27 protein-coding genes and 1 tRNA gene are annotated in these 26,062 nt (G+C 60.3%); 14 read left to right on the top strand and 14 right to left on the bottom strand.

Going from position 1 to position 26,062, the window contains the following annotated elements:
- Nucleotides 1–68 precede the first annotated feature (68 nt).
- Nucleotides 69–242 (top strand): DUF2256 domain-containing protein, encoded by a 174-nt coding sequence (locus ACK4FJ_RS05630; protein ID WP_409764847.1) that lies wholly within the window; start codon nt 69–71, stop codon nt 240–242.
- A gap of 1 nt (nt 243) precedes the next feature.
- On the top strand, nt 244–1,770 hold the full coding sequence (locus ACK4FJ_RS05625; protein WP_409764846.1) for a cryptochrome/photolyase family protein: 1,527 nt from the start codon (nt 244–246) through the stop codon (nt 1,768–1,770).
- On the opposite strand, the gene dinB is transcribed toward ACK4FJ_RS05625, so the two are convergent.
- Entirely contained in the window at nt 1,771–2,913 is a 1,143-nt protein-coding gene (gene dinB / locus ACK4FJ_RS05620) for a DNA polymerase IV (protein WP_409764845.1), read from the bottom strand. It abuts the gene before it with no gap.
- An 80-nt stretch (nt 2,914–2,993) separates the two neighbouring features.
- Nucleotides 2,994–3,908 (bottom strand): DMT family transporter, encoded by a 915-nt coding sequence (locus ACK4FJ_RS05615; protein WP_409764844.1) that lies wholly within the window; start codon nt 3,906–3,908, stop codon nt 2,994–2,996.
- Between the two features lie 155 nt (nt 3,909–4,063).
- Between ACK4FJ_RS05615 and ACK4FJ_RS05610 the strand changes: the two genes are divergently transcribed.
- Nucleotides 4,064–4,435, top strand: coding sequence for a winged helix-turn-helix transcriptional regulator (locus tag ACK4FJ_RS05610; protein ID WP_409764843.1), 372 nt, complete (start codon nt 4,064–4,066; stop codon nt 4,433–4,435).
- 34 nt (nt 4,436–4,469) lie between these two features.
- On the opposite strand, the gene ACK4FJ_RS05605 is transcribed toward ACK4FJ_RS05610, so the two are convergent.
- On the bottom strand, nt 4,470–5,621 hold the full coding sequence (locus ACK4FJ_RS05605) for a fumarylacetoacetate hydrolase family protein (protein ID WP_409764842.1): 1,152 nt from the start codon (nt 5,619–5,621) through the stop codon (nt 4,470–4,472).
- A gap of 136 nt (nt 5,622–5,757) precedes the next feature.
- Here ACK4FJ_RS05605 and ACK4FJ_RS05600 point away from each other — a divergent pair, with 136 nt between their 5' ends.
- Nucleotides 5,758–5,949, top strand: coding sequence for an SMP-30/gluconolactonase/LRE family protein (locus tag ACK4FJ_RS05600; RefSeq protein ID WP_409764841.1), 192 nt, complete (start codon nt 5,758–5,760; stop codon nt 5,947–5,949).
- A gap of 113 nt (nt 5,950–6,062) precedes the next feature.
- Here the strand turns inward: ACK4FJ_RS05600 and ACK4FJ_RS05595 are convergent, their stop codons facing one another.
- Both ACK4FJ_RS05595 and ACK4FJ_RS05590 read right to left on the bottom strand, forming a co-directional pair.
- Nucleotides 6,063–6,542: a hypothetical protein gene (locus ACK4FJ_RS05595; RefSeq protein WP_409764840.1), complete on the bottom strand. Its 480-nt coding sequence runs from the start codon at nt 6,540–6,542 to the stop codon at nt 6,063–6,065.
- A 198-nt stretch (nt 6,543–6,740) separates the two neighbouring features.
- Nucleotides 6,741–7,070, bottom strand: coding sequence for an HNH endonuclease (locus ACK4FJ_RS05590; protein WP_409764839.1), 330 nt, complete (start codon nt 7,068–7,070; stop codon nt 6,741–6,743).
- Between the two features lie 552 nt (nt 7,071–7,622).
- Between ACK4FJ_RS05590 and ACK4FJ_RS05585 the strand changes: the two genes are divergently transcribed.
- From ACK4FJ_RS05585 to ACK4FJ_RS05575, 3 genes are read left to right on the top strand one after another with little or no spacing between them, the layout of a single operon-like run.
- Entirely contained in the window at nt 7,623–8,738 is a 1,116-nt protein-coding gene (locus tag ACK4FJ_RS05585; RefSeq protein WP_409764838.1) for an AAA family ATPase, read from the top strand.
- 14 nt (nt 8,739–8,752) lie between these two features.
- Nucleotides 8,753–11,299 (top strand): S8 family peptidase, encoded by a 2,547-nt coding sequence (locus tag ACK4FJ_RS05580; protein WP_409764837.1) that lies wholly within the window; start codon nt 8,753–8,755, stop codon nt 11,297–11,299.
- A gap of 1 nt (nt 11,300) precedes the next feature.
- Entirely contained in the window at nt 11,301–11,846 is a 546-nt protein-coding gene (locus tag ACK4FJ_RS05575; protein WP_409764836.1) for a hypothetical protein, read from the top strand.
- Between the two features lie 184 nt (nt 11,847–12,030).
- On the opposite strand, the gene repC is transcribed toward ACK4FJ_RS05575, so the two are convergent.
- Complete coding sequence (gene repC, locus ACK4FJ_RS05570) at nt 12,031–12,876, bottom strand: replication protein C, IncQ-type (protein WP_409764835.1); 846 nt, start codon at nt 12,874–12,876, stop codon at nt 12,031–12,033.
- Nucleotides 12,877–12,910: 34 nt separating this feature from the next.
- A complete protein-coding gene (locus ACK4FJ_RS05565; RefSeq protein ID WP_409764834.1) occupies nt 12,911–13,168 on the bottom strand; it encodes a helix-turn-helix transcriptional regulator in 258 nt (85 codons plus the stop codon).
- A 146-nt stretch (nt 13,169–13,314) separates the two neighbouring features.
- Here ACK4FJ_RS05565 and ACK4FJ_RS05560 point away from each other — a divergent pair, with 146 nt between their 5' ends.
- A complete protein-coding gene (locus tag ACK4FJ_RS05560) occupies nt 13,315–13,632 on the top strand; it encodes a hypothetical protein (protein WP_409764833.1) in 318 nt (105 codons plus the stop codon).
- Nucleotides 13,633–13,637: 5 nt separating this feature from the next.
- Here the strand turns inward: ACK4FJ_RS05560 and ACK4FJ_RS05555 are convergent, their stop codons facing one another.
- On the bottom strand, nt 13,638–14,261 hold the full coding sequence (locus ACK4FJ_RS05555) for a hypothetical protein (protein WP_409764832.1): 624 nt from the start codon (nt 14,259–14,261) through the stop codon (nt 13,638–13,640).
- A 392-nt stretch (nt 14,262–14,653) separates the two neighbouring features.
- Here ACK4FJ_RS05555 and ACK4FJ_RS05550 point away from each other — a divergent pair, with 392 nt between their 5' ends.
- Together ACK4FJ_RS05550 and ACK4FJ_RS05545 are read left to right on the top strand one after the other, a co-directional pair.
- A complete protein-coding gene (locus ACK4FJ_RS05550) occupies nt 14,654–14,962 on the top strand; it encodes a hypothetical protein (RefSeq protein ID WP_409764831.1) in 309 nt (102 codons plus the stop codon).
- Between the two features lie 737 nt (nt 14,963–15,699).
- Nucleotides 15,700–17,166, top strand: a complete 1,467-nt coding sequence (locus ACK4FJ_RS05545) for a MobA/MobL family protein (protein ID WP_409764830.1) — start codon at nt 15,700–15,702, stop codon at nt 17,164–17,166.
- Here ACK4FJ_RS05545 and ACK4FJ_RS05540 read toward each other — a convergent pair.
- The 4 genes from ACK4FJ_RS05540 to ACK4FJ_RS05525 all read right to left on the bottom strand — a co-directional run bounded on the left by ACK4FJ_RS05540 (nt 17,107) and on the right by ACK4FJ_RS05525 (nt 19,723).
- The gene (locus ACK4FJ_RS05540) at nt 17,107–17,325 is read right to left on the bottom strand and encodes a hypothetical protein (RefSeq protein ID WP_409764829.1); all 219 of its coding nucleotides are present in this window, start codon (nt 17,323–17,325) and stop codon (nt 17,107–17,109) included. The genes ACK4FJ_RS05545 and ACK4FJ_RS05540 overlap by 60 nt on opposite strands.
- 199 nt (nt 17,326–17,524) lie before the next feature.
- Nucleotides 17,525–18,724: a tyrosine-type recombinase/integrase gene (locus ACK4FJ_RS05535; RefSeq protein WP_409764828.1), complete on the bottom strand. Its 1,200-nt coding sequence runs from the start codon at nt 18,722–18,724 to the stop codon at nt 17,525–17,527.
- Between the two features lie 132 nt (nt 18,725–18,856).
- Nucleotides 18,857–18,930, bottom strand: a tRNA-Gly gene (locus ACK4FJ_RS05530).
- 49 nt (nt 18,931–18,979) lie between these two features.
- Complete coding sequence (locus ACK4FJ_RS05525; protein WP_409764827.1) at nt 18,980–19,723, bottom strand: ArsR/SmtB family transcription factor; 744 nt, start codon at nt 19,721–19,723, stop codon at nt 18,980–18,982.
- A 132-nt stretch (nt 19,724–19,855) separates the two neighbouring features.
- Between ACK4FJ_RS05525 and ACK4FJ_RS05520 the strand changes: the two genes are divergently transcribed.
- A complete protein-coding gene (locus tag ACK4FJ_RS05520) occupies nt 19,856–20,131 on the top strand; it encodes a DUF1127 domain-containing protein (protein WP_409764826.1) in 276 nt (91 codons plus the stop codon).
- 34 nt (nt 20,132–20,165) lie between these two features.
- Here ACK4FJ_RS05520 and ACK4FJ_RS05515 read toward each other — a convergent pair whose 3' ends face one another.
- On the bottom strand, nt 20,166–20,654 hold the full coding sequence (locus ACK4FJ_RS05515; RefSeq protein ID WP_409764825.1) for a PaaI family thioesterase: 489 nt from the start codon (nt 20,652–20,654) through the stop codon (nt 20,166–20,168).
- A gap of 102 nt (nt 20,655–20,756) precedes the next feature.
- Here ACK4FJ_RS05515 and ACK4FJ_RS05510 point away from each other — a divergent pair, with 102 nt between their 5' ends.
- The 3 genes from ACK4FJ_RS05510 to ACK4FJ_RS05500 all read left to right on the top strand — a co-directional run bounded on the left by ACK4FJ_RS05510 (nt 20,757) and on the right by ACK4FJ_RS05500 (nt 23,844).
- Nucleotides 20,757–21,290, top strand: coding sequence for a MarR family winged helix-turn-helix transcriptional regulator (locus ACK4FJ_RS05510; protein WP_409764824.1), 534 nt, complete (start codon nt 20,757–20,759; stop codon nt 21,288–21,290).
- A 214-nt stretch (nt 21,291–21,504) separates the two neighbouring features.
- Nucleotides 21,505–23,448: an acetate--CoA ligase gene (gene acs, locus ACK4FJ_RS05505; RefSeq protein WP_409764823.1), complete on the top strand. Its 1,944-nt coding sequence runs from the start codon at nt 21,505–21,507 to the stop codon at nt 23,446–23,448.
- 183 nt (nt 23,449–23,631) lie between these two features.
- On the top strand, nt 23,632–23,844 hold the full coding sequence (locus tag ACK4FJ_RS05500) for a hypothetical protein (protein WP_409764822.1): 213 nt from the start codon (nt 23,632–23,634) through the stop codon (nt 23,842–23,844).
- Here the strand turns inward: ACK4FJ_RS05500 and ACK4FJ_RS05495 are convergent.
- Nucleotides 23,841–26,045 (bottom strand): FUSC family membrane protein, encoded by a 2,205-nt coding sequence (locus tag ACK4FJ_RS05495; RefSeq protein WP_409764821.1) that lies wholly within the window; start codon nt 26,043–26,045, stop codon nt 23,841–23,843. The genes ACK4FJ_RS05500 and ACK4FJ_RS05495 overlap by 4 nt on opposite strands.
- Nucleotides 26,046–26,062 lie beyond the last annotated feature (17 nt).

Here is a 26,062-nt window from a genome sequence, read left to right as displayed (position 1 = left end):
TGGCCGCGCCGACGGTACAATCGCGGTGCGCGGCTGATCCGCCATCACGATGCTTGCGTATCACCGGCATGCCCGAGACCGGAAACCTGCGCCACCGTAAGCCGAACCTGCCGCAGAAGACCTGCCTGGCCTGCGGCCGGCCGTTTGCCTGGCGCCGCAAATGGCGGCGCGACTGGGACACCGTGAAAACCTGCTCCGAGCGCTGCAAGACGGCCTGGCGCGGTCGGGCGCGGCAATCCTGATATGGGCGCGCTGCGCGTCATCCTGGGCGACCAGCTCAGCCGCGACATCGCGGCGCTCGATGGCCTCGACGCGGCCAGGGATGCCGTGCTGATGATGGAGGTGGCAGAGGAAACCGCTTATGTGCCGCACCACAAGCAGAAGATCGCCCTGATCCTTTCCGCCATGCGGCATTTTGCCGATGACCTGCGCGCCGAGGGCATCCGTGTCGATTACGTGGCGCTGGACGATCCTGCCAATACCGGCAGCTTCACGGCTGAGGTGCGGCGTGCCCTGCAGCGCCATCGCATCGATCGCATCGTCGTCACCGAACCAGGTGAATGGCGCGTGCTGGCGGCGCTGCGCGACTGGGCGGCCCTGTTCGACTGTCCGGTCGAGATCCGCGATGACACACGTTTTTTCGCCAGCCGTGCGCGCTTCGTGCGCTGGGCGGCGGGACGCAAATCCTTCCGCATGGAATATTTCTACCGCGAGATGCGGCGCGAGTCCGGCCTGCTTATGCAGGGCGATGCGCCCGTCGGCGGGCAGTGGAATTTCGATGCCCAGAATCGCCGCCGCCTGCCGCGTGGCCATATCGTGCCGTCGCGCCGCCGGTTCTCGCCCGATGCGATCACGGCCGAGGTGCTGGCACTGGTGGAGCGACGCTTCGCGGGCCATTTCGGATCGCTGGCGGACTTCAACTGGCCGGTGACGCGCGATCAGGCGCAGCAGGCCCTGGAGGATTTCATCACCGATGCCCTGCCGCTGTTCGGCGATTATCAGGATGCCATGCGCGGTGGCGAACCCTTCATGCACCATTCTCTGCTGGCGCCGAGCCTCAATATCGGCCTGCTGACGCCGCGCGAGGTCTGCGCCCGCGCCGAAGCCGCCTTTCGTGCCGGCCATGCGCCGTTGAACGCGGTGGAGGGTTTCATCCGCCAGATTCTGGGCTGGCGCGAATATGTGCGCGGCCTTTATTGGCTGAGGATGCCCGACTACGCCGCGTTCAATATGCTGGAGGCGCAGCGTCCGCTACCCGCCTTCTACTGGAGCGGCGAGACGCCAATGGCCTGCCTGCGCCATGCCATCGCCGACACGCATCGCCATGCCTATTCCCACCATATCCAGCGTCTGATGCTGACCGGCAATTTCGCCCTGCTGGCCGGCATCCGGCCGCAGGCGGTCTGCGACTGGTATCTGGCCGTCTATGCCGATGCATTCGAATGGGTGGAATTGCCCAATACCTTGGGCATGGCCCTGTTCGCCGATGGCGGCCTGCTGGCATCCAAGCCCTATGCCGCCTCGGGTGCCTATATCGATCGCATGTCGGATTTCTGCGGCAGCTGCGCTTATGACGTGAAGCAGAAAAGCGGTCCGCGCGCCTGCCCGTTCAACCGCCTTTACTGGGCCTTCCTGATCCGCAACCGGCGGCACCTGGCCGGCAATCCACGGCTGGCCATGCCCTATCGCCAGATTGCGGCGATGGATGCCACGCGTCAGTCGACGCTCCTGCGCGAGGCGGAAGATTTTCTCGATGGCCTTGAGGCGTGACTAGAGCGTGAGGGTGAGCTGCCGTGCGCCGGTCTCGCCCGTGCCGTTTTCGTCGTCCCGTTCGGCCGCGCCCTCCAGCGAGGACAGCGTCACGCCCAGCAGGCGGATGCCCTTGGGCGTGGGGAACACCCCGGCCAGCAGCTCGAAGGCGATGCCCAGCAGATCGGCGGCGGAGGCCAGCGGCATCTGCTGCGTGCGGCTGCGGGTGATCTGCTGGAAATCGGCGTATTTCACCTTCAGCGTCACGGTGCGGCCGCGGATGCTGTGTTTTTCACAATAGCGCCAGACCTTGTCGGCCACCTTCTCCACTTCTGCCTGCGCCTCCTCCAGCGTGAACAGGTCGGCCGCGAAGGTGTCTTCCGCGCCCACCGATTTGCGGATGCGGTCGGGCCGCACCGGGCGTTCGTCCACGCCGCGCGCGATCCAGTAATAGAAATGCCCGGTCTTGCCGAAATGCTGCTGCAGGAAAGGCAGCGTGCGTTCGCGCAGATCGGCACCGGTCTCGATGCCTAAGCGGTTCATCTTCGCAGCCGTGGCCGGGCCGATGCCGTGGAACCTGCCCACCGGCAGGCTTTCCACGAAGGCGGCGCCCATCCTCGGTGTGATCACGAACAGGCCATCGGGCTTGTTGTGGTCGGAAGCCAGCTTGGCCAGGAACTTGTTGTACGACACGCCGGCCGAGGCGGTCAGCTGCGTCTCGGCGCGGATGCGGGCGCGGATTTCCTCGGCAATCTGCGTGGCCGACGGAATGCCTTTCAGGTTCTGGGTCACATCGAGATAAGCCTCGTCCAGCGACAGCGGCTCGATCAGCGGCGTGTAGTCGGCGAAGATGTCGCGAATCTGCTGCGAGATCGCGCGATAGGCGTCGAAACGCGGCTTCACGAAGATCAGTTCGGGGCATTTGCGCTTCGCCGTCACCGACGGCATGGCCGAGCGTACGCCGAATTTGCGCGCCTCGTAGCTTGCCGCCGCCACCACGCCGCGCTCGCGCGATCCGCCGACCGCGACCGGCTTGCCGCGCAGATCGGGATTGTCGCGCTGCTCGACCGAGGCATAGAAGGCATCCATGTCGATATGGATGATCTTGCGCACGGGGGGCGGCGCGGGATCGGCGGCGCCGCCGGGGTCGGACGAATCGCTCATGGCGCCAGAATCCCGCGCGGCGCGCGGCAATGCCAGTGCCGGATCGGGGATTTTTGCGCCCGGTCCCTGCGATCACGGCCTCATGCGTCGGCCGGGGCGGCCTTCCTGTGGCCAGCCCGTACGCCACTGCCCACCATGATCCCGGCCAGGACGAGGATCATGCCGGCGACCAGTTCAACCGTCAGGCTTTCGCCCAGCAGAACGATGCCCAGTATCATGGCGGCAATCGGGTTCAGCGTCAGGTACAGCACCGTGGTGGTGGGCGGCAGCCAGCGTAGGGCCAGCATGAACAGCGAGAATTGCAGCGTGCCGGCCACCGTGCCGAGGAACAGCACCGCCATCCAGCCTCTGGCGCTGAATGACGGCTGCAGCACACCGCCGGCCTTGAAGGCCACCACCGGAAACAGCACGGCCACCGCGAAAATCATGCCCAGGGCGGTCACGAACAGCGGTCCGTGGCGCATCAGGGTCGGGCGGCTGAATACCGAATAGACGGCCGCGCACAGCACGCCGAGCAGCATGAGGACGTCGCCATGCAGGTAACTGCTGCTGCCATCCGCAAACGCCGCGGTGCCGAAGGCGATCACAATTCCGCCGAATGCCAGCATGACGCCGGATATTTTGGCCTTCGAGAGTTGTTCGCGCCCGAAGGCCGCCGCCACCAGCAGGGTCTGGATCGGAATGGTCGCCAGCCCCACGGCGCCCCGCGCGGCCGGATTGAGTTCGAGCGATGCATTGAAGCCCCAGGGGAACAGGACAAAGAACAGGATGCCGAACATGGCGATCTTGGCGCATTCCCCGGCCGTCAGCCCGGTGCGCGGCCAGAGCCTGGGCAGGAACGGCGCGAAACAGAGCACCGAGACCAGGTACCGGTAGAACACCAGCGAGAGCGGATCGGTCTCGCCGATCACGAAGCGTGTCGCCACCACGGCGGTTCCCGCGCTCAGGGCGGCGCCGGCCGCGGCGGCATGGGCCAGAAGTATCCTGTTCATCATATGCGAATGCCGCGGGGTGCGGCCCCTCAATAACTTGCAAAATGCAAGCCACAATATCGACAAGACTTTTAAAATGCAAGTGACTGCGTTAGACTCCCTTCACGGCATCAAACAGACCGGCCTGAGTCTGGGCTGGGAAGCGGAAGGGCGCCGCGATGGCGAAACATGAATTCCGGTCGATGTGCTCCATCGCACGGACGCTGGAACTGCTTGGCGACAAGTGGACCCTGCTGATCGTTCGCGACCTGATGTGGCATGGCAAACATACGTTCCAGGCATTGCAGGACAGCGCCGAACGCATTCCCACGAACATTCTGTCGGATCGGCTGAAGCGGCTTGAGAATTGGGGCCTGGTGGAGCGCAGGGCCTATCAGCAGCGGCCTGTCCGCTATGCGTATCACCTGACCGATGAAGGCAAGTCGCTCGAACCGGTTCTGCTGCAGATGATGGCGTGGGGGCACAAGCGCCTCGGCGGCGGGCGCTACGATCCGGCCACGGGCAAGAGCTGGACGGGCGCGGGAATCTAGCACCAGGACAATCGTGCGCTGCGACAGACTGGCCTCAGATAAGGTTGCGCGCCGCCAGGTTCCGCATCAGGGCGCGCGTGCCGAAGGTCCATTCCGGGCATTCGGTGGATAGCCGCACCGTATTCTCCAGATAGCCGAGGCCGGGCGAGGAAATCCGCACCACATCGCCGATCTTGTGGGTGAAGCCCTCGCCGGGCACATCGCGGTCCTCGGTCGGCGCAAACAGCGTGCCGAGGAACAGCATGATGCCATCGGGATACTGGTGATGGCGGCCGAGCGTCTGCCGCACCAGGTCTTCCGGGTCGCGACTGATCTGCTTCATGGAGGAACGGCCTTTCAGCACGAAGCCGTCCTTCCCGGTCACGGTCATGTCCAGTTCGGCCTGCCGCACATGGTCCAGCGTGAAGCGGCCGTCGAACAGGCGGATCATCGGGCCGATCGCGCAGCTTGCGTTGTTATCCTTCGCCTTTGAGAGCAGCAGCGCCGAGCGCCCCTCCACATCGCGCAGGTTGACGTCGTTGCCCAGGGCGGCGCCCACGATGCGGCCCCGCGAGGATACCGCCAGCACGATCTCGGGTTCGGGGTTGTTCCATTTCGAGATCGGGTGCAGGCCGACATCCGCGCCGGGCCCCATGGCCGACAGCATCTGCGCCTTGGAGAAGACTTCCGCGTCTGGCCCGATGCCGACCTCCAGATACTGGCTCCACATGCCTTCGGCGATCAGGGCCTGCTTGACGCCGGCTGCGGCTTCCGAGCCGGCTTTGATGTTGCGCAGCGATCCGCCGATCGCGTCGCCGACTTTTTTCCGGATCGCCTCCGCCCGTTTCGGATCGCCGGCCGCCTTTTCCTCGATCACGCGTTCGACCATCGAGGAGGCGAAGGTCACGCCGCAGGCCTTGATCGGCTGCAGGTCGCAGGGGGCCAGGAAATGCGGCCTGGTGGCGTCGCCGGGTGTATGGGCCGCGATCTGCTCCGCCGGGCCGACGTTGCGGCCGGCCGCTGCGCGCACATAGCCGGCCGGATCGTCCATATCGCAGATATCGGCCGCCACGGGTGCTGCGCGCGAGGTGATGTCCACCACCATGCCGTCCCGGATCGTCACCACCGAGGGGCCCGCGGCTTCGGGCGACCAGATCCGGCCGATGAAAACGCCGTCGTTTTCCGCCTGTCCAAGAAAGAACGCCATGCCTTCCACCCTTTGCTGTGCCACCGGCCTACCGGCCGGCCGTTTGTATTTGGTCCCACAAATAACGGATATTGATGGCCAGAGCATCCATGGCGGCGCGGTCATCGCCAGGCTGCCGCACGGCTCGAGGCGGTATGTGCGCCGTAAGGATTGGGCCTCGGCCGGCGACGGCGTGCATTGCTACGCGCCGGACGGCGCGCTGCTGGGCAAAATCCTGCTGGATGAAGTGGTGGCCAACCTGTGTTTCGGCGGCCCGAAGCGCAACCGGCTGTTCATCTGCGCCACCACCACGCTGCGCGCGATCTACGTGCGGGCGCGCGGGGCGTGAGGGGGGGCTTGCGCGGCTGCGTTGAGTTTTGAACAAGCTAAGACGAGCGCGCGAGGCTGATTTCAGGCGATAGTGACGGCGGGCTGAAGGTCGTTACTTTGGAAAGTTCGCGCTCACCGCCGGAAGATTGGGCTGAATTGTCCTGCAGATGTCTGGGTGTTGAGGCGCAGAGAAAGCGCTTCGATGGGTTGCGGCTCTGGCAATTTAGAGGACCAATTAAAGAAGCGAGGTGCTCCGTACTCGATCTCAATGTCTGAGAATCCATCGGGCCCGCCAAGAACGGCGCGGAAATTTACCGCAATATCGTCAACTAACATTGGAGGTACATGGTCTTCCATATGATCGGACTTCAGATCAATTTGAAAGCATACAGATCCCGCACAAAAAAGAAAAAGAATGTGTGGAACTAAGTCCAGAGGATATTTGCGGCGTAACAGCGTTCCGGAGACCAATGCCGGGGCATTGCCTAATGTACTAAGCGCTAGTCCGACAGGAAGTACGGGGAAATCAACATCATCATCTGGAGTGATCAGCCATTGTCGAAGCAGCGTATAATTTGATATTTCGCTTTCAGGCAGAAGAGCATACCCCATTTTGACAAGCGCTTTGTAAGCAAGGCGAGGTTTAAAGGGGACTGGCGGAACGGGTGTAACTAGGTCCAGTTCGTGAGTGTATTGGTTAAATGATGTTCTTGTGAAATATGTGGCATCCTTTGTTTCTATGGAAATACTAGGTTGGTTGTCGTGTGTTCTGCTGCGCTTAACTACAGATTGCCCATCGCTACGTCCGGTTTATCGAATTATGTTTCTTTTTCCTTTTGTGCCTCCCAGGGTAAGAACTGGTGCGACGCAGTTGGCAAGCGAATCGTCATAGCGTGCAAAAATTCCACTATTACATTGATCGCATTCATCGCTCGAAAACACCCATTTGTTTCCAAGGGCTTCTGGGAACGTATGTGATTGTCGTCGGAAGAGAGAGGGGGTGTCTGTCCCGCAGTACCGGCATTTGCCTTTAGTACCAATGGTTATGCGTGGATCGCCAATCGATGCCTGCACTTGAGACAATATCTCGTAGCGTTTCGTGAGCGCAGGGCCGGCTAGTTTGGACTGTCTGGAAGACATCGTAACTATGGCTATGATCAGACAACTCGACTGCGACAGAATCGTGTCATCAAGATCCTCGTTGCTAATAGCCTGTGGCGTTTTAGGCGACCAGTGAATGTCTTGTGGTAGTCGTAAATCGGCGGTTCGTTCTCCACCGACGCATATAATTTTCCTAGACCGGTTTTTCAGTACGGTTCCTCAAAGAAACCGCATCATCCGATTAAGTTGTTGATTGATTTGGAGCGGGCGATGGGAATCGAACCCCCGTCGTAAGCTTGGGAAACTCATCTTGATTCTGGATAACTAATTAAGAAGAATAGATTTTTTATCAGTTCTCAAAAGGAATGTATGTGGTCAAGTAAGTTCACTTTGCTTCTTCACGCGCGATCTTTCCTGCAACGAACTACCTGGGGTCCGCAATAAAACGGATTGAAATGCAACAAATGCGATGCTATATGCAACACGTGTGTTGTTTCGTGCATCAGAGGTGCGTTTGTGGAGCATTTTCCGATTATCCAGGCCCTATGTCGTGCTGCGCTCGCGCAGCCTACCCCTGCTCTGCGAAAGCAGGTGGAGCGACTGCAGGAAGCGCTCAAAAAGGATGGTGACAGCAAAGCCGCCAGTGCGCTGGCTAGTTTGCTTACAGCTGCTGAGCGGACCACTGAGGTGCTGCCCAGCCGTATTACTCGTTCACGCGCGCAAATCCCTGGCGAGATTCTGACTCGTAACACCCAGGTACCGGTGGATAGAGAGTCTGCGGCTCCGCTGGCAGAGATAGTCTTCCCTCCAGACATTCATCCGGAAGCTCCAGTCTTCAATGATTCGGTGACTGGCGCTGTCGCCACTATCGTTGAAGAATGGGCAAATCTGGACGCACTGTCTGAAGTGGGAGTTCTTCCTTCAAAGACTTGTCTGATCTATGGCGCTCCAGGCACAGGAAAAACACGCCTAGCGCTATGGATCGCTGCGCAACTCGGGCTCCCCGTCTTAGTAGCTCGAATTGACGGTTTGGTCTCGTCCTTCTTGGGAACAACATCGCGAAATATTGGAAATCTATTCGCCTTCGCAAATCGGTATCGCTGTCTATTGCTCCTTGATGAGTTTGACGCAGTCGCGAAGCTCCGGGATGATCCTCAAGAAGTTGGTGAGATAAAGCGCGTAGTGAATGCGCTGCTGCAGAATCTCGATTCTCGTCGTGAAATCGGCCTCACAATCGGCATTACAAATCATCCTAGTCTGCTAGATCCGGCTGTGTGGCGCCGTTTTGATGCCCAGCTCGAGATACCTAGGCCTGGCTTCGACGTTCGCGTGAAAATCGCGAAGCACTTTATGCCGCCGGTAGAGGCCTCGGAGGCTCACATGCGGCTGATAGCTTGGTTTAGTGAGGGAGCGACAGGGGCAGAGATTGAAGCTTTAACACGTGCGTATAAGAAGCACGTAGCTGTTCGCGGGATTAAGCAGGATCTTCTGTCTACGTTACGCCAGTACGCCACGCTGAATAGCGCGCGCATCGACAGAACGCGCCGTGATCTATTGTTTGCCGACCAGGGTGTATTATTCAAAGCATTGAAATCCGATGATCAACTCGGATTCTCGCACGAGGATATCGGAGAGATAGCGGGCAAGGATAAATCCACAGTAAGCCGACAGATCAGTAAAATTATGGAAGAAAAAGCCGCGGAATAGGAGCCTGAACCATCATGGCGAGCCCCATTCAAATCATATTGAATCAAGAGAGCTTTGAAGAGGCTCGTGAGACAAATGGTGGTGGCGGCCGAAAAGACTTTTTCGCCGAGAGAGACGGGGCATTTGTAGCTCACAAGAAAGCTTTAAAAAGCCAGATTGGTGGCATAACGACTCTGCTTCGGAATCAAGAGCAGGGTAATATCGGATTTGTTAAAGTAGTGCTTCGTCGTGAGGCGTGGGCAAAAAGCCATCGTCCTCTAAAGGCGCTGTTCAAGCCAGATCGCCTTCCATTGGTCGGGGGCGGCGATCTCGGAGAAATGTATTTTGAGGCAAGCCCTCGGGCACTAGCCCAGGTGGCAGCCACTGTTGACGAAGCAGAAGATGCTACAACCCTACGGTACAATAAATACAAAGATCGAATAGAGCCGTATCCCTCGCCGGCCCGCAGCGAAGTCGGGGCTATCGATAAGATAGAACTGTATGGTCCTCGCGATAAGCGGGACTTTACCGTTGATGAAGCGCTCGCTTGGCTATCGAATCCAATGACGGGAGGTGGATATCATGTTGAGTTATTCGATATCCCACTTCCTCGGAGTCAATGGGATACCATCGATACCGAAAGGCAGAAATTATATTCGACTTTCCTTGAAGGTTTGGCGGCCGTTGGCCAGGGCTTGGTTGCACAGCGATTGGTCACACGCGAGAAGGCGCAGCCCCTAATATCTTTGCGCCTTGGGAATTCAGGTGAACCTCCGACTCTCCGCCTGGGAGCCATAACTACAGTTGATCGTAAGCGGGATCGAGATCTTGTTGCATTCGATCCAAACCCTGCGCGCCACCAGAGGCTTCTAGCTTTCCTTGATGAGCATCCGCTTGTGCGGCGAGTTGAGCTTCCCCCAATCTTGACGCGTACAATCATAGAGGGTTTGCAGTCGGCAAAATCAGCTGCCAATCCCGGACGTGTGCGCCCAGGCGGCCAAGGATTGATCGCTAAGGATGCTGCCAGAACGTACCCGAGAATAGGCGTTATTGATGGAGGGATTGGGCAGGCGTTAAATGGTTGGGTGATTGATAAGTGGGATTTACTCGACCCAGCAGATGCTGACCTTGATCATGGGACATTCATTGGCGGGCTTGCTGTTAATGGCAATGCCTTAAATGGACAGGAATGTTGCCCGGAGCCCGATGGGACAGAAATAGTCGATATTGGTATCTTGCCGGATGAGAATAAGCCTGGCGCGTTCCAGCAATATTACCCGGATGGGACGTCACAATTCTTTGATGAGATAGAGTTCGCAGTGGCAGATGCTAAGGCTCGGCATCAGACGCGTGTTTTCAATCTGAGTATAAATATTCAACATCCTGCCGCGCCGGATCGATACAGTGCGGACGCTGCAAGACTGGATGCCATAGCTGAAGCGCATGATGCGGTTTTCTTCATCTCTGCCGGCAATATTGCTTCTCAAGATATGAGGGCTGAATGGCCGGCCGATGAAACTCAAGCGCTCGTTGGGCTGGCGTCTTCACGGAATGATGGACTTTTAATGCCGGCTGAGAGTGTTCGGAATGTGTCAGTCGCGGCCATAAATCCGCCCGGGCTGTCAAACGCCATTCCTTACGCGCCATCTAGATATTCACGGCGTGGACCTGGGCTGCGTGCGGGTGTTAAGCCAGACCTAGCTCATATAGGCGGATCAGGCTCGGCTCAGTCGCCTTTAGGGCACGGCCTGTTTTCTCTGCTGCCGAATGGAAATGTAATTGACGGATGCGGGACGAGTTACGCTGCCCCATTAGTGGCGAAAACGGCTGCTGTGCTTGATCATGGAATCGAAGGTGATGTTTCTCGCGAGACATTAATTGGCCTTCTTCTTCACAATGCTCAGATGCCCGATTTGCTGAAGACAAAAGGGCTTTCGGGTGTTGCGCGAGATTTAGTCGGATTTGGCAAGCCACCCTCTGCCAACGAAATACTGTTAGGTGATGACCATTCAATCACTCTGGTTTTTGCATCTCGTATCAAGCGACATCAGCAAATTTCCTTCCGCTTCAGTTGGCCACCTTCTTTGGTGACACCGGACGGAAAGTGTCGCGGCGCAGCCAAGTTAACATTGGTCTCTACACCGCCTTTGAACGCGAGGTTCGGTTCGGAATTTGTCCGGGTCAATATTGATGCAGCGCTGCAGCAAGAAGACTTCGATAAGAATGGCAAGCCCCGTTGGAAGGGACGGCTTGATCCGGTGTACCTGCCCGGAAAGGGTGAGGCAAAGATCATCGAAGCAGAAAGAATCGAGCACGGCTTGAAGTGGAGTCCAGTGAAAGCTTTCGCCAAAGCAATGCCTCAGGGCGTCGGCAAGTCGTCCAACTGGAGAATGTTTATTAGCTATCTTACCAGGTCTGGTGAGGAAGTTCCGGAAGATGGCGTTCCGTTCACAGCTTTATTGACCATTTCAGACCCTAAGGGCGGCGCTCCGGTCTTTAACGATATGCGCCAGGTTCTGAATGCTCTCGGCGTGCGCATCGAAGATATTCGAACTGCCGCACGGATTACCACGCGAGTATAGAATGGGCACCGATACTGAGGAGCGCGAGGTTGCATGCCCTTGCGGGGATGGAAAAATCATTGTGACGGTGTCAACTCCAGATCATGGGTGGCTATCTGCTTATAATGTTCACCGAAGCGCGCAAATTATGTGCCCTAGCTGCAGTGGAGAGTTTTTAATTGACCGAATGTGCGTGGTCCGAAGGGACGAGTTCAATGCGAACAAAATAGGCTGGGAGTGCTGGAGAAACGCGCACAAGGCGTTTGATGCAGCAGAGGATGTCTTGAGGGTGAAAGCAGAGTTCGCCGAATACCTAAAAAAGTTCAAGTCGGTTGCCGCGATACATCGGCATTTAGTCGAGCATCAGTTGGACAATCACTCAATCGGCACCTTCCGTAGAAACTGGAACGGTGAAGAGGATTGGGTTGGGAAGCGCATTGGAAGCTATAACATCGCCAAAATCCTATCGCTTCTCGGTAAGGCAACGGATGGATTTTCGGAACGAATTCGAGAGATCGAAACCCTGCAAGCGACAATCCCCAATGCCCGCGTTGTGATGACTCTTTAGCTCTCGTGACTTTATAAACTTAGGCCTTCGGCCTGTGGCGTAAATGCCTAAGGCCTCAGGCCCCAGGTTTTAATTAAGCAATGGCATGCGGCCGTGGGCTGCCCTGAGGCAGCCCTAAATTAATCATAGATTCCTATCTTTATATCCTGTGTCCAAAAGTACTCACTTCCGTGTTCAAGAGTACTCAGGCTGCGTGTCCAAAAGTACTCACCTCCTTGCGGTTCTGAAGCGCCTTCGGGCGAGTAATTTCAAACGAGTTGTCTCTTTCTCCTGCGATAACGTGCCATCCTGGGAGACTGCCGATCTCCTCCATCACCTTGCGCGCTTTCCGGAGTCGATTCCGAACTGCCGTGGCGGAGTTTGTCGCCGGCCAGATATAGCCACATAGAGTAGCTATGCTGAGTTGATGGGTTCGGCCAGGGGAAAGCCAGGCGCATATTCGCATGTGAGCCAGCAAAGCGGGGTCGGACAATGCGCGAGCTTCGGTTAGGTCGATGCGTGTATAGCCACCCAGGGAGGCATTTAATATAACGCGAGCCATACGAGGATTAAGGCAGACTGCGATGGCCTTTGTTTTTTTATCGGTAATGGTCGACAGCAGCTTAGAGGTTTTCCTTTGCCCAGCTTGATCATCGATCACGGTCACTTTGGCCAATCGCTCAATGCAATCTCGGATCTTCGAGAATGCTTTGCCCGCTGCTGAGCGGTAGCCAAATTCTCTGGCTATATCTCGATGACTACACCGAACGCTTACCAATCGGTCATTGGGAAACGGGATCTGACCGTAAAGGGCGTCTCTTAGGGCTTCCTCGACTCTGTAGTCGAGTGGACCCCGATAATTCTTATCTGACGCCAAAGCGATTAGAATCTGGAAGACTCTTAAGTCAACTGCGTTAAGTGGATCAGGGCCATAAAATTCAATCCAGTTTTCCGCGCCGTATGGGTGCCTAATCTTTAACTTCAGTTGATCGCGCAGGCCGCGTTCATAGTTGAGAAATAACCCGTCTGCCACGCAGTGCATGCGATCCATGCGAGCAACAGAAGCCTGTTTGGTGCGAGGCATACTAGATAGCTGCTGCTGCTTCGGAAGTCGACAACACCGCCTTGGCTTCGATCCAAGCTCGTAAATCACTTTCGCGATACCTAATGCAGCGAGCTGATATTCGAATGAAGGCGGGGCCACCTCCTGACACTCGATAGCGGGCCAGGGTCTGTTCAGCCAGGCCAGTCAGTTCAGAGACCTGTTCCGGTGTCAGGAGGCGTTCTAGCGCTGCTTTGGAATTCAGAAGTGCCTTAGGTTTGTGAAATTTCTTGTACCCCATTGGGTGCCTTTCTCTACTTTGAGATAGGCCACCTATTATATGCATGCTTTCATATGCCGCATTTGGCCGAATGGACGAACGTAAGGTAAGCTGACTGGGTCGCGGTACCGCCATCTCGCGGTACCGCGACATCGTGATACCGCGAGATGTCTATGGTCATTTGGAATAAAGAGCACACGGACGATCTCGTGCTGGGCACTGTCAATGCCCCGTACCGCGAAGTTGCGACCGCCGAAGAGTTAGCCCATCGGCTGGCGGCGTCGGATTCCGGTTTTGCTCAGGTATACGAGCTCTTCATGAATGTTGAGCCGGAACTGATTCTGGAGTTCGCTAGGCGGCACCAGGTACCTCCGGAGGCACTGCTGAAGACTTATCGGCAGATTCTGGCGGAAGGCTGGACGCCCAAGCGGAGGGTGATTGAAGCGATGTCGCAATTGGACAAAGTGCGCCGATATTCGGTTTGAGGTGGCTATTGGGCCTCTCTGCTGGGCTCGGATGCCACCGCTGGCAAAGCAGCGCTTTCTCTCTCGGAGAGTACTGCTTTTATGTGCGCTACGATGGCCTCTATCTCAGCTAAGTCACTTTTAGCTTTTTTGTAAGCCTCGCTCCATTCTACAGCATCCTTATGCGCCTCCACACTCCTGCGGCATGAAGAGACGAGTTTGTCGAGCTCGATGTCAGGTCGTAGGAGAGCGTCGTAGGAGCTGAGAGTTCCGAAAACTACCGTGCAGGCAGCAAGCAAAATCATGAACTGAACTAGGAAGGCGCCTGGGCCTATTTCGGCAGCAAAGGAATACATCAACACAAGGAAAATGGTGATGAGAATGCTTTGCGCCGAGTGCACGATGAGGCGAGTAGGGTCGCCGAGGCGATACGCCATATTCTCAACCCTGAGGCGCGCCTTTTTCAGATTTCTCTTCATCGCGCCGACGCTATACGGTCGCGTAATAGGCTCGAAGAGTTGGCGCGCCTTCCTTTTTATCCACTCAATAAGTGAAAGAAGATTGACTTTGGTATACCGCCACAGCGCGGCGACCATAATGCCGATTATCGCTGCAATGACATGAGATAAATAAGGCTCTAGTGCAGTCATAGCGCTCCCCGATTCGAATACGCCTCAGTGTGGCGAATTCTGGGTGGCTGATCCATTCGGGGAAAGCGGTCACCGCGAATGCAAGAGTATTCACTGGTGAGCCAAATCTCGGTAAGCGGACCATGCATTTTGATTGCTACTACCCGAGCGGGGGCCTTTAATTTGGTGCAATGACTACGTTGCGACCACCTTCCAATTTGCCAAATAGCGCCAGGCATCAAGTACGGGAACCGGAAGTCCTGCACCCGCCTAAACCACTTTTCCCATACCTGCGCTGGGTCGCGAAATGGGTCATTCTACCATGCATACTTATTTATGCAGTTTATTGGTTTTCTAGCGACGATAATTCGCCCGTGGTTAGGCATGATGCTGAAGTCGCGGATCGAGGCCAGATGGGCGTTGCTGCCAAAGCCACACCGACAGCACCTTTTCCACGACAGACGCCCACCAGTCTTTTCGGGGGCAGTGTATCGCCATGGCCAGCATTCATTCCGGCAGAAGTTAGAGGTGAACTTGATGCGATGCGCATCAAAGCGGATCGGGCGGGTATCGGCGTCACCCTTCCTTGGTCTCATCGCGACCTGCAGGGTTTTATCACCTTCCAAGCTGCAGACCGGAGTGCTTGTCGACGCTATCGGGTGACCACCAACCGGGGCATGGAGCTCATTAATCTTGGCTTCGCCGAAATTTGCGGCGACTAACTTATGCCAGTAACGTCGGTGGATTTATGCGACGCGCCATTAGTGCAGGCGAGGCGTTTATAACTGCAACATTCTAACGTGAATTCACCTGCCTTCTCAGCGATTTGGCGGATTAGAATGTTGCATTTTTGAATGGTGTCGTAAGGCGGCATTTGAGAGCCGACGCCAATCTGCGTCGGTACCGTGGGATGGCGGTACCGCGATCCCAGTCAGTTTACCCAGGTGATTTCTGATATCGGGGTCGGATACCGGGGTCGGAAGAAGCAGTCACTTTTCCTCAGGCCCAAAATGACGAGGCAGAACCGAATCTTACCGCGTAAAGGTGCCAAGGTTTGATATCGGGGTCGGATATCGGGGTCGCTATCCTGCGGTATGGCGGGATGGCGGTACCGCGATCCCATGACGTCGCGGTACCTCCATGTGGCAAACCGGCAAGGAGGGGCAAGACGAGTCGGCGTACGAGCAGGTGCCGGTAAGTCGCTACCTGCCAATCCAGTCCTTGCGCCTCATCGTTGGCCAATGGGGTGGAGAGCGCCCTGGATAGGAGCTGCTCATCGAGTGCTGCGCCTCTGCGTTGCACGGGGAAAGTGAAAATGGATGAGAACGGGTGGGGTGGGGGGCCCAAAAAGGTGAATTATTCACCTCTTTGGGCCCCCCACCCATATCCCGTGGAGTCTCCATGTAACCGTCTCTCGGATTCCTGCGTCTAACCCAGGCAAGCTGCACCTGGGAACGGCATGACGAAGGGGCTTTATGACGATGAGATGGGCCGGCAGCGCGACGAGCGCCTGGCCCGGCTACGCAGCGGTCGCGGCAACGGTGCCTGGCGAACCTTCCACTGCCGGCCGACCCCGGTGAAGACCCGGGCCGGAATCCAATCCGCGCTGGAGTACCAAGGCGGCGACCGGGCCGACCTGGTCGAAGAGGGTGGCAACGTGACGGCCGACGATCTGGGGCAGATCGGCGCGGCCCTCGATGCCAACCGTCGCACCCGGGACCGCGACACTCTGGCGGTGAAGGGCAACTTCGAGCTGGACCGGCGACTGAGCCGGGCCCAGCAGATCGAGGTCGCCCGCGAACTCGAGCGCCAGTTGTCAGCCGAGGGCTACGCTATCCGCTGGGCGATCCACGATCACCGCAAGGGCGTGCAGCCGCACCTGCATTTCGTCGTCACGAAGCGGCGCGCCTGGCGTGCGGCCGATGGCGGCTGGCAGGTCGATGCACAGGGCCGCAAGGGCGCGCGGATCGACAAGCTGTTCATGCGCGACCGCGCCGGCCTGCGCGCCTTCCGCCAGCAGATCGCCGATGCGATGAACGCCCAGCTCGCCGCGGCTGGCATCGCCGAGGATTTCTGGCACCCGGGATCGTTTCGTGAGATTGGGATTCAGCGCGAGCCAAAGAAGAGGATCCCGCCGGCGCTGTGGCATGCCGGCGTGCGGGAGCTCGATGCCGGCGTGGTCGCGGCTAAACATCGCTATCACCAGGCGCGCCGCGATGCCGGCAAGGTCCGCTCGGACGCGAAGCGCGCGGCGAAGGCGCAGCGCGATCGCGATCACCGAAACCGCGATCCAGAAGTGCAGCGCATGAAGCTGCAGAACGAACGCGCAGCCCGCATCCTCACCGGCGACGAGCCGCGACCGCCATCGGTGAGGCAGGAGAAGCTGATCATCGATCTGGCGCGCGAGTGCGGCGTCACGTTGCCCGACAACTGGCGCAGCGGTGATGCTGGCGAATGGATCGGAGGCCTTCGCGCGACTAAGATGTTCCTGGAGCGCGACCGCGCAGCGGCCACGGCCGAAGTGCCGAAGGCTTCAGGGCCAGAGAGGCTTGAGCCGAAGAAAATCTCTACGCGAGTGGTGAAGCCGAAGGCGGAAGTGCTGCCGCCGGCTGAGTCCATGCCGGCGCGGCCGCTTCAGGTCGAGCCACTGAAGGTAATGGACGGCCAGGACATTGCGATGCTGTGTGGCGCTATGAAGCATCGCACCGATGAGACGATCATCGCGATGATCGCGGCAACCGACCATGCAGCGAAGGCGCTGCGGCAGAAGCGTGAGAAGAAAGCATCTGACATGATCAATGCCGAACGTTTCGAGCGTGGCGCGCAGCTGCTGCGCCAGGAAGCACAGCAGCGCGGCCTCGGCGTATTAGCTGCGGATATGGTTCGGCCAGGCAGGAGTGGCAAGAACGGGCATCGCGAGCGATAGAAGGGCGATTTGCGCGCCCGCTATCATGTGCAGGCGTAGTTCGGGGTCGCTCACTTTAGGGCCTAACTTGTCCACCAATTTCTGGACTTCGTACCGGAAGAGGCGGGCATTCGCTTCCTCCTCAAGGACTTCGTCGGGTATGTTGTCGTTCTCGGCCATGGGTCACCTCCGTGGTTGGGCCGGTTGAAAGGCCGGGGCGCCAGGTGTGGAAGCACCTGGCGCCGCGGCTTTTTCTCCATCACTGAGGCTTCGCGCCCGCAGGCGCAGCGCCAGATCTGGAGAATTCCATTGCTTCGCGGCGATGCACGGACTTGGTCCGTCATCACGGACCAACATCCGAGAATGCAGACGGGCGAATTCATGCCGCAGTTTTCCGTTTCTGAGCTTGTGGCCGAATATTGGTAATCTTGCCGATGCGCACTGCGGCCTCTCTCAATGGATCATCCATGAGATGCGCGTATCGGCTGGTTGTCTTAGCTTGAGTGTGTCCGAGCAAAGCACCAACTATCGGGAGCGTTTCGCCCGAGGATATCAGCAGGCTTGCAAAAGTGTGGCGAAGGTCATGAATGCGAGCGCCCTTGATTTTAGTTAGTTTGCATGTGCTGGCCCAGAATCTTCGAATGGTGGTCATATGCCCTTGCTTACTGGAGCTGGGAAACACCCACGAAGAACGCGGTAGCTTCTTCCTACGCATTTTCAGTAGTTGTATTGCGGGTGGTGCAAGCGGAACACGATGGAGCTTGTTTTGCTTCGTCGTGGCGGCTGGCTTTGTCCACACACCGTTATCGAGGTCTAGTTGGTCCCAACGCATGGACAGGACTTCTGCTACCCGAGAACCGGTGAGAAGTAATATTCTCACTGCATCGGCCGAATCCTGTGCTGGCGTCGCGGCTAACTCGGCATTCAGCCTTTTCAGTTCATCGAGGGTGAGATAACGCTCTCTGCCGTGTTCAGGATTTCGTTCGATATCTGAGGCAGGATTTTCACAGAGCAATCCCCACCGAACGGCAGCTGCGAATATTGCTGAGCAAAGCGAGACAGCTCGATTCGCGACAACGGGCTTAGACTTGGAAATGTCCAAGTGCATGAGTTCAATGGTTTCGCGCCGAATATCCTGCAAACGCTTCCCGCCTATTTGCGGGCAAATATGGTTCTGAAGCAGAAGTCGCCGGTGTTTCAGGGTGCTTTCGCGGTTTCGGTTCCCAGCCACGTCTGTCAGCCAGCGCTTAGAAAATTCCCCGAAGAAGGGGTTGCTCTCCGGTTTGACCTGCCGAGCTTCCTTTCGTTCCGCAGCGGGATCTCGGCCGAGATCGGCTGTCGCGATCACCTTACGGGCTTCCTGGCGCGCTAGTTCGAGAGGAACCTTCGTAGTCAGGCCGATGACCATGCGGCGTTCTTTGCCGCCCCGGACCTTGAATTGAGCGATCCAGGCCTTTGTGCCTGAGGGGGTGGCTCTAACCCCAAAGCCTGGCACTTCGCTATCCCAGGCGAATTTTTGGCCCTTTGAGGGGCATTCCAATTCTTCAACCAGTTTGCGGGTGAGTCTGATGCGGGCCATGGCCGGAGAATACCGACGTCAGGCAAAAAAGTAAGGTCAAATGTAAGCATGTAAGTGGCAGAACGAGGCATCCAAAGGCATCTAAAAGCACCTTTGAAAATCATGTAACACATTGAATTTCTTGTAAGCCGTTGGAGCGGGTGAGGGGAATCGAACCCCCGTCGTAAGCTTGGGAAGCTTCTGCTCTACCATTGAGCTACACCCGCTTGTCCGGCCGACCATAGCCAAGCCGCCGGCCGGATTCAACGGGCCGCATTAATGTCTTGCCGCATCCTCTGGCGCCGCGAGTTGGTCCGCCGGCAGGCCGAATATCCCGGCCAGGGCGGTCGCGCCGGCCGGCGTGAGCGTCACGGCGCGGCTGTCCCTGCGCCGCTGCAGCCAGCCGCGCTGAAAGCAGCTCTCGGCCAGGGCCGCGCCCAGGGCGCCGGCCAGGTGCGGGCTGCGTTCGCTCCAGTCCAGGCAGGCGCGGGCGAAGCGGCGCCGCTGGCCGGTTTTCGTCGCCAGCGCGTCGATGTCGATGCCAAGCTGCCTGAACAGCCGCCGGCCCTCTGCGCTGACGATGAAATCCTCGGCATCGCCCGCCGGCAGGATGCAGCCCGTCGCCACCATCCGGTCGAACAGCAGCACGCCCAGCCTTCCGGCCAGGTGGTCGTAACAGGTGCGCGCGGCGCGCAGGTCGGCGGCGATGCGGGCCTGGTGGTGATGCTTCGGCACCGGCCGTTCGCCGGCCAGCGCCATCAGGCTTTCCAGCGCCTCGGCCACCAGGCTGTTAGCGAGGTGGAAATACCGATGCCGGCCCTGCTTGGCCATCGCCAGCAATCCGCCATCCACCAGCTTGGCCAGATGGCCGCTGGCGGTCTGGGCCGAGACGCCGGCGATATGGGCCAGCTCCTTGGCCGTGCGCGCGCGGCCATCCATCAGGGCCCGCAGGATGTTGGCCCGCGCCGGATCGCCGATCAGGGCCGCGATCTTGGCCACATGGGGATCATTGCCGCTCATGCCCGCACTCTAGGCAGGCCGTCATGCAACGGCAATGTCGGATGCTTCGGTCGCGGCCGTAATGATCGGTCACCGCGCCGTCATGCCGATGCGCTATGGGAAAGGCATAAAAACCCCGGACGGAGTCTCGCCATGGCACAAAGCATCATGATTGCATCGACCGGTATGGCATCACCGGGTCCCGCCGAACGCCGGTTCGGCATCTGGGGCGGCCGCCTCGGCCGCGCCTGCGATGCCGCTCTGCGGAAGGCGGCGCGGGCCCTGTCCGGCCTGCTGGCATTGCAGCGGCACTGGCGCGAGCGCGAACAGCTGGCCGAACTGAGCGACGCGACGCTGAAGGATCTCGGACTCAGCCGCGCCGATATCGATGCCGAGCTGCGCCGGCCGGTCTGGCAGCGCGCGGCTTGAATTTTCGGGCCTGAGTTTCCAGGCCTGAACGGTTTCAGATCGGAAACACCAGGCAGGTGGTGGTGCCGGTGGCCAGAATCTTGCCGTTCGAATCCGTGATGCGGCCTTCCGCCGTGCCCACGCGGCTGCCCACCTGGATCGCCTTGCCCTCGGCATAGACGATACCGGTCTGGTCGCTGATGCCGCGCACCAGGCTCACCTTGTATTCCAGCGTGGTGTAGCCCATGCCCTTAGGCAGCAGCGACTGCACCGCGCAGGACATGCAGCTGTCCAGCATCGTGCCGGCATAGCCGCCATGCACGCTGCCGATGGGATTGTAATGCTGCCGCTCGGGCCTGCCGGCAAACACCACGCGGCCCGGTTCGGCCTCATGGATCCACATGTTCATGACTTCAGCAATCGGCGCGCCGGGCAGCTCGCCTGCCATCATGCCCTTGAACAGCTCGATGCCCGCCATCTCGCGCAGCTTTTCGATGGGCAGCACGCCGTAAACGGGGCTTTTCGTCACTGGGTCGGCGGACATCGGGTGCTCCTGAGCATGTCTGGTCGTTGCAGCCTGGGGAGGCCGGACAGGCAACCGGGAGGATGGCTTGTCCGGCCGGCCTGTATCGTGTATATACACGATATGAGCGATGCTGTCGACTCCCGCCCGATTGCCCCGGCCACCGCCGAGCCCGTGTTCCCCCGGCCGGCGCCCGATGGCCGCGAGGATTGCATCTGCTTCCTGCTGCGCTCGGCCGCCCGCCGGGCCAGCGAGCATTACACCCGCCATCTGGCGAAAATCGGCCTTGGCCTGCCCCAGCACAGCCTGGTCGGCATGGCGGCGGCGTTTGAGAAGCAGAATGGCCGCCCGGCCAGCATCACCGAACTGGCCAAAGCGCTGGATCTCGACCGCACGACCCTGTCGCGCAACATCAAGCCGCTGCTGGCCGAGGGCCTGCTGGTGGTCGAGGCCGGTTCCCATGGCCGCGCCAAGGCCGTGCGCGCCACCCGCGAGGGCCGCGCCGCCTATCGCGCCGGCATCGCGCTGTGGCGCCAGGCGCAGGACGAGATGATCGCCGGCCTGCAGGCGGACTATCCCGCCCTGATGACGGGCCTGGCTGCCGCCATTGCAGGCACGCCGGCCACGGAACAGCCCGCCATCCACGGCGATTCCTGAATTTCCCCAAGCAGGGCTACGCTTCGGTCGCCCGGCCTATGCTTTGGTCGAAAGTCCCGGCGCTTGTCGCTGGGCCGCCTTTCCGGGCATCATTGCCGCGATGATGCAGGCGGCCGCGACGTCAATGTCGGGCCGCGAGGGAACGCTGCGGGCCCCGGCCGGACGTCACCGGCCAGCAGGGCCACGCATCTAAAAAGGGAAGGGAGAGCCGATCATGGCCGATAACGAGCTGTTTCCGGTTTCGGACGACTGGGCGAAGCGGGCCTGGGTGGATGCCGCGAAATACAAGGCCATGTACGAGCGTTCGGTGCAGGACCCGGAAGGCTTCTGGGCCGAACACGGCAAGCGCGTCGACTGGATCAAACCCTTCACCAAGGTGAAAGACGTCTCCTTCGACCGCAAGGACCTGCATATCCGCTGGTTCCACGACGGCGAGCTGAACGTCTCGGCGAACTGCATCGACCGTCATCTGCCGAAGCGCGCGAACCAGACCGCGATCATCTGGGAAGGCGACGATCCGTCGAAGTCGGAAAACATCACCTACCAGCAGCTTCACGATGAAGTCTGCCGCATGGCCAATGTGATGAAGGCGCGCGGCGTGAAGAAGGGCGACCGCGTCACCATCTACCTGCCGATGATCCCGGCCGCGGCCTATGCGATGCTGGCCTGCGCCCGCATCGGCGCCATCCATTCCATCGTGTTCGGCGGCTTCTCGCCCGACAGCCTCGCCAACCGCATCCAGGATTGCGACAGCCAGTTCGTGATCACCGCCGACGAGGGCCTGCGCGGCGGCCGCGGCGTGCCGCTGAAGGGCAATACCGACGCGGCGCTGAAATCCTGCCCCGGCGTGAAGACCGTGCTCGTCGTGAAGCATACCGGCGGCAAGATCGACATGGTTGCCGGCCGCGACGTCTGGTACCACGAGGAAGCCGCCAAGGTGCCGGCCACCTGCGCGCCCGAGCCGATGAACGCGGAAGATCCGCTGTTCATCCTCTATACCTCCGGCTCGACCGGCAAGCCCAAGGGCGTGCTGCACACCACCGGCGGCTATCTCGTCTTCGCGTCGATGACGCACCAGTATGTGTTCGACTATCACGACGGCGACATCTACTGGTGCACCGCCGATGTGGGCTGGGTCACCGGCCACAGCTACATCGTCTATGGTCCGCTGGCCAACGGCGCCACCACCCTGATGTTCGAGGGCGTGCCGAACTATCCCGACGCCTCGCGCTTCTGGCAGGTGATCGACAAGCACAAGGTCAACATCTTCTACACTGCGCCGACCGCTATTCGTGCGCTCATGCGCGAAGGCGAGGCGCCGGTGAAGAAGACCAGCCGCGCTTCGCTGCGCCTGCTCGGCTCGGTGGGCGAACCGATCAACCCGGAAGCCTGGCTGTGGTATCACCGCGTGGTCGGCGACGGCCGCTGCCCCATCGTCGATACCTGGTGGCAGACCGAGACCGGCGGCATCCTGATCACGCCGCTGCCCGGCGCCATCGCGCAGAAGCCGGGGTCGGCCACCTTGCCCTTCTTCGGCGTCAAGCCGATCATCGTCGATGGCGACGGCAACGAGCTGACCGGCGCCACCGAGGGCAACCTCTGTATCGCCGATAGCTGGCCCGGCCAGATGCGCACGGTCTATGGCGACCACCAGCGCTTCATCGACACGTATTTCAGCACCTTCCCCGGCCGTTACTTCACCGGGGACGGCTGCCGCCGCGATGCCGACGGCTATTACTGGATCACCGGCCGCGTCGACGACGTGATCAACGTCTCGGGCCACCGCATGGGCACGGCGGAAGTGGAAAGCGCCCTGGTGGCGCACGCCATGGTGGCCGAGGCCGCCGTGGTGGGCTATCCGCACGACATCAAGGGTCAGGGCATCTATGCCTATGTGACGCTGAAGGCCGGCATCCATCCGAGCGAGGAGCTGCGCAAGGAACTGGTGCAGCATGTGCGCGCCCTGATCGGGCCGATTGCCTCGCCCGACCTGATCCAGTGGGCGCCGGGCCTGCCCAAGACGCGCTCGGGCAAGATCATGCGCCGCATCCTGCGCAAGATCGCCGAGAACGAATTCGGCAGCCTGGGCGATACCAGCACGCTGGCCGATCCCTCGGTGGTGGACGACCTGGTCAACAATCGCATGAACAAGCGCTGAGCCGCAGCGCGGGGGGATCGACGTCGCGCCGGCTGGTCGGGGGGGCAGACTGGGGCCAGCCTCCTGTAGGAACGGGAAACTGGAAGGCGTGCGACGCCGGGCGCCGGGGAACAAACCCGGCGCCCGTTTCGTTTGGGGCAGACAGGGAAGAATCCGCCGCGACAGCGGGGAAAGGAGCTGCCCATGCCAGCCCATGAAAGCACCAAGGACGAATACGCCCCGGCCGAATACGGCCCGAAGGAACGCGCCGAAAGCGAAAGCCGGGAACGCGTGCTGCCCGCCAACCGTGCCCGCGCCGGCATCGAGCTGCACCGCATGCGCTATGTGCTTGGCTTCGGCATCGCCGGTGTGGTGATTGCCTTCCTGCTCGCCTGGTATTTCCTGATCCGGGTCTAGCCCCGGGTCTGGCCCCTGCCTTTGCGGCGCGGCGCCACGTCCGGCAGGCCGGGGCGCTGTTCGGCGATCAAGGCGCTCACGGCCTCCGCCTGTTGCAATCGCTGGGCCAGCGCCGCCGGGGCCGGCCAGTCCGTATCGGCGACCAGAGCCTGAGCCGGCGCGCCGGCATCCGGTCCAGCATCCGGCCCAGCATCCGGAGCAGTGCCGCCAAGATGGTGCAGGATCGCGGATTGCCGGGGCGCCACAATTTGCTCCAGCGCCTGTGGCGCGATATCGCGGCCGCGCATGCGCAGCAGCACATGCAGGGCGGCAAGCTGCGTCATCATCCGGTAGCTGGCGGCGAGGAAGGCGCGCAGCCGCGGCATCTCGCCGCCCTGGAGGCCGGGTTCGGACCGCATGCGTTTCAGCGCGCCGGCGAAATCGGCGATGGCGTCGAACACATCCTTGCGCGCGAGGCGATAATTCTGTTCCGCCGGTGCCGGGCGGAGGGCCTGGCGCGTGTATTTGCGCAATGCGCGCAGCAGGCCGGTGGTCAGGTCCGGCACGTCCTGCCGTTCCCAGTAGGGCAACACGAAACTGAACAGCCAGGCGATGCCGGCGCCCAGCAGCGTGTCGAGCAGGCGCTCGACCAGCAGGTTCTCCGCCGTCGGGCTGAGGAAATGCATCATCAGCAGGGCCATCACGCTGGCCGAGGTGGAGGTGATGCGATAGCGCACCGGCGCATAGGCATGCGACAGGCCGATACTGATGAAGGCCGCCGCCAGCAGCGCCGCATCGGGCAGCACATGCAGCATCCCGGCCGCCAGCACGCAGCCGATCAGGCTGCCGATCAGTCGATCCGTCTGGCGCTGCCGCGTCGCGCTGTAACTGGCGCGCATGATCACCGCCACGGTCAGCAGAATCCAGCTGCCATGGGCGAAATAGCGCGACAGCATCTCCGACAGGATGAAGGCGCACAGCATCGCCAGCGACAGCCGCAGGGCATAGCGGAAAACCGGCGAGCGATAACGCATATGCCGCAGCAGCAGGCGCGGGCGATAGGGCCGCGGCGGCAGGAAATCCTCCAGCTTCACGGTGGCCAGCACGGTTTCCGCCATGGCGAATTGCCGCGTCACGGCCTGCAGCCGCGCGATGGCGTCGATGGCCATGCCGATCCGCTCCAGCGTGGCGCGCAGTTCCAGCGCCGCCTGGCCGTGGTCGGTCTCGGTCTGGCCATGGAGCGGCGCGATGCTGTCGGCGCGCGCCGCGATGGCGCGGAATTGTCGACGCAGCATCTCGGCATCGGCTTCATCGCCCCTGTCCGGGCCGAATCCGTCCAGGCGGGCTGCGATCTGCGTCACCATCCCGGCCAGCTGCCGCACCCCGTCGCGGATGTCGTGCAGCAGGGCGGGGCCTTCCGCCATGGCGCCGAAATGCCGGCGCAGCAGCCAGTAATCGGTCTGGCTGGACAGGATCGTTTCGAAGGCATCCAGCATGGCCACCAGGGCCGCCGCATATTGCCGCTCCTGCGGGCGCTGCAGGTCGCGGAAAAGCAGGTTGCGCGCGGCATCCACGCGCTCCATCAATGTCACCTGCCGTTCGATCAGGCCGCCATAGGCGGCTTCGATCTCCAGCGCCGTGTCATACAGACCGGCCTTGCCGCGCACATAATCGGCAAAACCGTCCAGCGCCCCGGCCAGGGCGATCCGCTTGTGCCGCGCTGCCAGGATCTGCGCCGCCAGCATGCCGAACACGGCATAACCGGCCGCGCCGGCGGCGAACAATGCCGCATGCTGCCAGGCGGGTGCGCCCGCGATGCCATGCAGCGTGGTGCCCAGCGCCAGCACCATGGCCAGAATCATCGACATGCACATAGCCAAAGCGATGCGGCCATACACCGTCACCATGGCGGCCGTGAAGCTGGTGGCGATCACGATCAGGGCGAGCAACACAGGCTGGTCGCGGCACAGGTCGACGCCGAGGGTGATCAGGCTGTCGAACACGAAAGCGATCGCGAAGCTGCGGCGCTTGAAATCCGGTGGTGTGGGGATATCGACGATGCTGATGCAGGTGGCGCCCACGGCGGCCGCCGCGGCAGCATAAAAGCCGCCGATGGCGGCGGCGGCCATGGCCACGACCAGAACGCCGATGGCAGCCGTCAGGCCGCTCAGCAGATGCTGGGCCGGCAGCGAGAAATTGCTCAGGCTGATGAATTTCGGCATGGGCGAACCAGTCTAGC

It is taken from the genome of Ferrovibrio sp., from assembly GCF_046297595.1.
GTDB lineage: Bacteria > Pseudomonadota > Alphaproteobacteria > Ferrovibrionales > Ferrovibrionaceae > Ferrovibrio.
Note: the sequence above shows the minus strand (reverse complement) of the source record. Positions and strands in the feature narration are given on the sequence as shown.

What these genes read in the sequence shown, in the direction of transcription:
- ACK4FJ_RS05630 (WP_409764847.1), top strand. Translation starts at nt 69, where the DNA reads ATGCCCGAGACCGGAAACCTGCGCCACCGTAAGCCGAACCTGCCGCAG.
- ACK4FJ_RS05625 (WP_409764846.1), top strand. Translation starts at nt 244, where the DNA reads ATGGGCGCGCTGCGCGTCATCCTGGGCGACCAGCTCAGCCGCGACATC.
- dinB (WP_409764845.1), bottom strand. Translation starts at nt 2,913, where the DNA reads ATGAGCGATTCGTCCGACCCCGGCGGCGCCGCCGATCCCGCGCCGCCC.
- ACK4FJ_RS05615 (WP_409764844.1), bottom strand. Translation starts at nt 3,908, where the DNA reads ATGATGAACAGGATACTTCTGGCCCATGCCGCCGCGGCCGGCGCCGCC.
- ACK4FJ_RS05610 (WP_409764843.1), top strand. Translation starts at nt 4,064, where the DNA reads ATGGCGAAACATGAATTCCGGTCGATGTGCTCCATCGCACGGACGCTG.
- ACK4FJ_RS05605 (WP_409764842.1), bottom strand. Translation starts at nt 5,621, where the DNA reads ATGGCGTTCTTTCTTGGACAGGCGGAAAACGACGGCGTTTTCATCGGC.
- ACK4FJ_RS05595 (WP_409764840.1), bottom strand. Translation starts at nt 6,542, where the DNA reads ATGGGGTATGCTCTTCTGCCTGAAAGCGAAATATCAAATTATACGCTG.
- ACK4FJ_RS05590 (WP_409764839.1), bottom strand. Translation starts at nt 7,070, where the DNA reads ATGTCTTCCAGACAGTCCAAACTAGCCGGCCCTGCGCTCACGAAACGC.
- ACK4FJ_RS05580 (WP_409764837.1), top strand. Translation starts at nt 8,753, where the DNA reads ATGGCGAGCCCCATTCAAATCATATTGAATCAAGAGAGCTTTGAAGAG.
- ACK4FJ_RS05575 (WP_409764836.1), top strand. Translation starts at nt 11,301, where the DNA reads ATGGGCACCGATACTGAGGAGCGCGAGGTTGCATGCCCTTGCGGGGAT.
- repC (WP_409764835.1), bottom strand. Translation starts at nt 12,876, where the DNA reads ATGGATCGCATGCACTGCGTGGCAGACGGGTTATTTCTCAACTATGAA.
- ACK4FJ_RS05565 (WP_409764834.1), bottom strand. Translation starts at nt 13,168, where the DNA reads ATGGGGTACAAGAAATTTCACAAACCTAAGGCACTTCTGAATTCCAAA.
- ACK4FJ_RS05560 (WP_409764833.1), top strand. Translation starts at nt 13,315, where the DNA reads ATGTCTATGGTCATTTGGAATAAAGAGCACACGGACGATCTCGTGCTG.
- ACK4FJ_RS05555 (WP_409764832.1), bottom strand. Translation starts at nt 14,261, where the DNA reads ATGACTGCACTAGAGCCTTATTTATCTCATGTCATTGCAGCGATAATC.
- ACK4FJ_RS05550 (WP_409764831.1), top strand. Translation starts at nt 14,654, where the DNA reads ATGGGCGTTGCTGCCAAAGCCACACCGACAGCACCTTTTCCACGACAG.
- ACK4FJ_RS05545 (WP_409764830.1), top strand. Translation starts at nt 15,700, where the DNA reads ATGACGAAGGGGCTTTATGACGATGAGATGGGCCGGCAGCGCGACGAG.
- ACK4FJ_RS05540 (WP_409764829.1), bottom strand. Translation starts at nt 17,325, where the DNA reads ATGGCCGAGAACGACAACATACCCGACGAAGTCCTTGAGGAGGAAGCG.
- ACK4FJ_RS05535 (WP_409764828.1), bottom strand. Translation starts at nt 18,724, where the DNA reads ATGGCCCGCATCAGACTCACCCGCAAACTGGTTGAAGAATTGGAATGC.
- ACK4FJ_RS05525 (WP_409764827.1), bottom strand. Translation starts at nt 19,723, where the DNA reads ATGAGCGGCAATGATCCCCATGTGGCCAAGATCGCGGCCCTGATCGGC.
- ACK4FJ_RS05520 (WP_409764826.1), top strand. Translation starts at nt 19,856, where the DNA reads ATGGCACAAAGCATCATGATTGCATCGACCGGTATGGCATCACCGGGT.
- ACK4FJ_RS05515 (WP_409764825.1), bottom strand. Translation starts at nt 20,654, where the DNA reads ATGTCCGCCGACCCAGTGACGAAAAGCCCCGTTTACGGCGTGCTGCCC.
- ACK4FJ_RS05510 (WP_409764824.1), top strand. Translation starts at nt 20,757, where the DNA reads ATGAGCGATGCTGTCGACTCCCGCCCGATTGCCCCGGCCACCGCCGAG.
- acs (WP_409764823.1), top strand. Translation starts at nt 21,505, where the DNA reads ATGGCCGATAACGAGCTGTTTCCGGTTTCGGACGACTGGGCGAAGCGG.
- ACK4FJ_RS05500 (WP_409764822.1), top strand. Translation starts at nt 23,632, where the DNA reads ATGCCAGCCCATGAAAGCACCAAGGACGAATACGCCCCGGCCGAATAC.
- ACK4FJ_RS05495 (WP_409764821.1), bottom strand. Translation starts at nt 26,045, where the DNA reads ATGCCGAAATTCATCAGCCTGAGCAATTTCTCGCTGCCGGCCCAGCAT.